Raw genomic sequence first — 4,858 nt, 5'->3', positions numbered from 1 at the left:
GGGCAGGCGCGGCTCCGGCCGGCGCTCCGGGCGGACGCCGGCATCACGGGCGGGGAGGCCCTGCGCGCGTGACCGCCATCGTCGTCGGCCTCAACCTCGCCCTGTGCTTCGCCGGACTGTCGGCGCTGGCGCTCAGCCTCGACCGTCACCATCGCGACGCCTTCCTGGTGCGTTCCGGCGCGGCCCGCGCCCGGACCCTGCGCATCGCCGGCTGGTCCGGCATCGGCCTCTCCTTCGTGGCGGCGGTGGCGCTGGAGGGCTGGAACTTCGGTCCGGTGCAATGGATCGGCGCCCTGACCGGCGCGGCGCTGCTCGTGGTCGCCTTCCTGTCCTACCGCCCGGGCTGGCTCCGCCCGGCGGCGTTGCTGGCGCTGCCGATCGCGCTCGTGGCGCTGCCGCTCGCCCTGAACGGTTGAGCAGGGCTCGCGATCACCGCAGAACCGCTGCCCCCTTGCCGCCGAGGCCGACTCCTTATATTGCGGCGCAATAGCTCGAACCCGTTCTCGACCCGGCGTGGCCGACTGCAATCGCGGTCCGTCCCGTGGCGGGTTCTACTCGCTTCGGAAACACCATGAAGCTGCGCAACATCGCCATCATCGCCCACGTCGACCACGGCAAGACGACGCTCGTCGACAAGCTGCTGTCGCAGTCCGGCTCCTTCCGCGACAACCAGCGGGTCGAGGAACGGGCGATGGACTCGAACGACCTCGAGAAGGAGCGCGGCATCACCATCCTGGCCAAGGCGACCTCGGTCGTCTGGAAGGATACCCGCGTCAACATCGTCGACACCCCCGGCCACGCCGACTTCGGCGGCGAGGTCGAGCGCATCCTGTCGATGGTCGACGGCGTGATCGTGCTGGTGGACGCGGCCGAAGGCCCGATGCCGCAGACCAAGTTCGTGGTCGGCAAGGCCCTCAAGATCGGCCTGCGCCCGATCGTGGCAATCAACAAGGTCGATCGTCCCGACGCCCGCATCACCGAGGTGGTGAACGAGGTGTTCGACCTGTTCGCGGCGCTCGACGCCACCGACGACCAGCTCGACTTCCCGATCCTCTACGGGTCCGGCCGCGCCGGCTGGATGGCCACGACGCCGGACGGCGATCAGAGCGAAGGGCTCGCGCCGCTGTTCGATCTCGTGCTCGAGCACGTGCCGCAGGCCCGCGTCGAGGAAGGCCCGTTCCGGATGCTCGGCACCCTGCTCGAGGCCAACCCGTTCCTCGGCCGCATCATCACCGGCCGCATCGCCTCCGGCACCGTGAAGCCGAACCAGGCGATCAAGGTGATGGACCGCGAGGGCAAGCTCGTGGAGACCGGCCGCGTCTCGAAGATCCTCGCCTTCCGCGGCCTCGAGCGGGCGCCGATCGACGTCGGCGAGGCGGGCGACATCGTCTCCATCGCCGGCCTCGTGAAGGGCACCGTCGCCGACACGTTCTGCGACCCGCAGGTCGAGACCCCGATCCAGGCCCAGCCGATCGATCCGCCGACCGTCACCATGTCCTTCATCGTCAACGATTCGCCGCTCGCCGGCACCGAGGGCGACAAGGTCACCAGCCGCATGATCCGCGACCGCCTGTTCAAGGAGGGCGAGGGCAACGTCACGCTGAAGATCGAGGAGGCCGCCGACAAGGACAGCTTCTTCGTCTCTGGTCGCGGCGAGCTGCAGCTGGCGATCCTGATCGAGACCATGCGCCGCGAGGGCTTCGAGATCGCCGTGTCGCGTCCCCGCGTCGTGCTCTCGAAGGACGAGGACGGCGGCATCCTCGAGCCGATCGAGGAGGTCGTGGTCGACGTCGACGAGGAGTACTCGGGCGTCGTCGTGCAGAAGATGTCCGAGCGCAAGGCTGAGATGATCGAGATGCGTCCGTCGGGCGGCGATCGCCTGCGCCTCGTCTTCCACGCACCGACCCGTGGCCTCATCGGCTACCAGAGCGAGCTGATGACCGACACGCGCGGCACGGCGATCATGAACCGCCTGTTCAAGGCCTACGAGCCCTTCAAGGGCGAGATCGCCGGCCGCCGCAATGGCGTGCTGATCTCGAACGACAAGGGCGAGGCCGTGGCCTACGCCATGTGGAACCTCGAGGACCGCGGCCCGATGATGATCGAGCCCGGCGCCAAGGTCTACCAGGGCATGATCATCGGCGAGCACAACCGCGAGAACGACCTCGAGGTGAACGTGCTCAAGGGCAAGAAGCTCACCAACATCCGCACCACCTCGAAGGACGAGGCCGTGCGCCTGACCCCGCCGATCCGGATGACGCTGGAGAAGTCGCTCGCCTGGATTCAGGACGACGAGCTGATGGAAGTCACCCCGAAGTCGATCCGCCTGCGCAAGACCCACCTCGATCCGAACGACCGCAAGCGCTTCGAGCGCTCGGGCGGAGCGGCGAGCAGCGCGAGCTGAGGATCCATAAGGATCGGAATACGAAGGGCCGGGCGGCGATCGCCCGGCCCTTTTTCGTTGGGTCGATATCGTGACGCTATCGAAATAGGGGCAGCTCCCTCCCCCCTCTGCGGGGGAGGCGGCCCGCGAAGCGGGTCGGGAGAGGGGAGCGCGCTGTCCGGAGAGGTCGCTCCCCTCTCCCGACCCTCGCTCACGCGAGGTCCACCCTCCCCCGCAGAGGGGGGAGGGAAGGTGCGTCTGCCGCGACGAGGGAGCGAGGGCTCCCGACAAGAGGAGGGTTCCGGCGGCGAGGCTCACCCGCCGCCCGGGTCGGTATCCTTGTCAGTGCCGCCGCCCTTCGGCCCCATGCCCGGATGACCCTCGGTCTTCTCGTTCGGGTCCATCACCGCATCGGGTGCGGAATTCGCGGGCTTCTTCGTGTCCGGCGTCTCGTCCGCCGGCTTGTCGTGATCGCTCATTCGCCCTCCTCGCGCTCGGCCTTGTAATGCCCGGAGGCGACGGTCTCGTCGGCCTGCGGGCCGCGCGACGCCTTCTGGTCGGAATGCCCGCCCGACGAACCGCCGGGCGTCGGCGGAGCGCGGCCGGGCTCGCCGCCCTGCTTCCAGTCGGACTTGCGCTCGGGGTCGGACTTGCCGCCCGTGCCCATGTCGGTGATCGCCGACTGCTCGGCGGTGTGGCCGCCGCCGCCGGCCGCGGGCTCGCCGCTGCTGCCGACCTGATCGTCCGGCTTGCGGGTGACGGTCTGCGAGGCCTCGTCCGTGTCGCGGGCCATCAGCGCTTGCCGTCGTCGTGGCCGACCGGCGCGGTGGCACGGTCGATCGCCTCGGAGGCGGAGGCGCCCGGCTGACCCTCGCCGCGGATCGCCCGCAGGTTCTCGGCCGGCGTCTCGGCCTCGGTCTGGTCGGTCGCGTCCTCGCTCGGCATGCCCGAGGCGATCCGCGCGGTCTCGGCCTCGCCCGCCGGATCGCCCTTCAGATCGGCCTGGGTCCGGGCCGGGCTGCCGACGTCGAGAGGCGAATCCTGCCCGAGATCCTGCCCGTTGCGGTCCGCGTTCGCGGAAAACCCCTTCAGCGAGGGGCGGTCTGCGTCGTGCTCGGCCATGATGCGCCTTTCGGGCTGTCGATCCATCGTGTGGACCAACAACACCGACGGCAGGCGGCGGTTGCTTCCGACCGCCAGGCGCGATCGTCACGCGCCCCGCCCGCCACATGGCGGAGCGCGGCGTCTTCGGCGTTGCGAGGGCGGCGGAACCGGTCGATCAGGCCGCCGTCTCGGGCTTGCGGGATTCCGGCGTGCCCGAGCGCATCAGCGTCACGAACCGCTCGAACAGGTAGTGGCTGTCGCGCGGGCCCGGCGAGGCTTCCGGGTGGTGCTGGACCGAGAAGGCCGGGCGGTCGGTGAGCGTCAGCCCGCAATTCGAGCCGTCGAACAGCGAGACGTGGGTCTCGACCGCGGTCTCGGGCAGGCTCGCCGGATCGACGGCGAAGCCGTGGTTCATCGAGACGATCTCGACCTTGCCGGTGGTCTTGTCCTTGACCGGATGGTTCGCGCCGTGATGGCCCTGGCCCATCTTCACCGTGCGGCCGCCGAGCGCGAGCCCCATCAGCTGATGGCCGAGGCAGATGCCGAAGGTCGGCACCTTCTCGGCGAGCAGCTCGCGGATCACCGGGACGGCGTACTCGCCGGTTGCCGCCGGGTCGCCGGGGCCGTTCGAGAGGAAGACGCCGTCGGGCTTCAACGCCAGGATGTCGGCCGCGCTGGTGGTGGCCGGCACGACCGTGACCGAGCAGCCGGCCTCGGCCAGCAGCCGCAGGATGTTGCGCTTCACCCCGTAATCGATCGCAACGACGCGCAGGCCCTCGCCCGGAACGCCGCGGCCGTAGCCGGCCTTCACCGTCCAGGTCGACTCGCTCCAGTCGGAGCGCTCGCGGCTGGTGACCGGGGGCACGAGGTCGAGGCCTTCCATCGGCGCCAGCGCGGCGGCGCGCGCCTTCAGCGCCTCGCGGTCGAAGTTGCCCTGGGGATCGTTGGCGATCACCGCGTTCGGCATGCCGTGGTCGCGGATGCGGGCGGTCAGCGCGCGGGTGTCGATCCCGGTGATGCCGAGGATGCCGCGGGCCTTCAGCCACGCATCGAGGTGGGACGACGAGCGCCAGCTCGACGGCTGCGTCACGGCCGAGGCGATCACCGTGCCGCGCACGCCCGAGGCCGGGGCCGCGTCGAGGCTCTCGAGGTCCTCGTCGTTGGTGCCGGTGTTGCCGATATGCGGGAAGGTGAAGGTGACGATCTGCCCGGCATAGGACGGATCCGTCAGGATCTCCTGGTAGCCGGTCATCGCGGTGTTGAAGCAGACCTCGCCGTCGGCGATCCCGGTCTGGCCGATGCCGAAGCCTTCGAGGATGGTGCCGTCGGCCAGAACCAGCAGGGCGGTGGCGACGGGCTCGGCCCAGGGGG

At 70.1% G+C, this 4,858-nt stretch carries 6 protein-coding genes; 2 read left to right on the top strand and 4 right to left on the bottom strand.

What is annotated here, in order from left to right:
* Positions 1-68 precede the first annotated feature (68 nt).
* Both FV223_RS20130 and typA read left to right on the top strand, forming a co-directional pair.
* Positions 69-416 carry a DUF3325 domain-containing protein gene (locus FV223_RS20130; RefSeq protein ID WP_147728669.1) on the top strand — a complete coding sequence of 116 codons (348 nt, stop codon included), beginning with the start codon at positions 69-71 and terminating at the stop codon, positions 414-416.
* Between the two features lie 155 nt (positions 417-571).
* Positions 572-2,404: a translational GTPase TypA gene (typA, locus tag FV223_RS20125; RefSeq protein ID WP_147728668.1), complete on the top strand. Its 1,833-nt coding sequence runs from the start codon at positions 572-574 to the stop codon at positions 2,402-2,404.
* Between the two features lie 293 nt (positions 2,405-2,697).
* On the opposite strand, the gene FV223_RS30640 is transcribed toward typA, so the two are convergent.
* The 4 genes from FV223_RS30640 to carA all read right to left on the bottom strand — a co-directional run.
* Positions 2,698-2,862 (bottom strand): hypothetical protein, encoded by a 165-nt coding sequence (locus tag FV223_RS30640; protein WP_187274670.1) that lies wholly within the window; start codon positions 2,860-2,862, stop codon positions 2,698-2,700.
* Complete coding sequence (locus tag FV223_RS20115; RefSeq protein WP_147728666.1) at positions 2,859-3,176, bottom strand: hypothetical protein; 318 nt, start codon at positions 3,174-3,176, stop codon at positions 2,859-2,861. Before FV223_RS20115 ends, FV223_RS30640 begins: the two co-directional genes overlap by 4 nt.
* Entirely contained in the window at positions 3,176-3,505 is a 330-nt protein-coding gene (locus FV223_RS20110) for a hypothetical protein (protein WP_147728665.1), read from the bottom strand. The genes FV223_RS20115 and FV223_RS20110 overlap by 1 nt, the downstream gene beginning before the upstream one ends.
* Before the next feature lie 157 nt (positions 3,506-3,662).
* Positions 3,663-4,858: glutamine-hydrolyzing carbamoyl-phosphate synthase small subunit (gene carA / locus FV223_RS20105; RefSeq protein WP_147728664.1), on the bottom strand; the 1,196-nt coding region annotated here is incomplete at its 5' end.

Source organism: Methylobacterium sp. WL116 (assembly GCF_008039455.1).
Taxonomy (GTDB): Bacteria; Pseudomonadota; Alphaproteobacteria; order Rhizobiales; family Beijerinckiaceae; genus Methylobacterium.
This window is presented reverse-complemented; position numbering and strand designations above follow the sequence as displayed.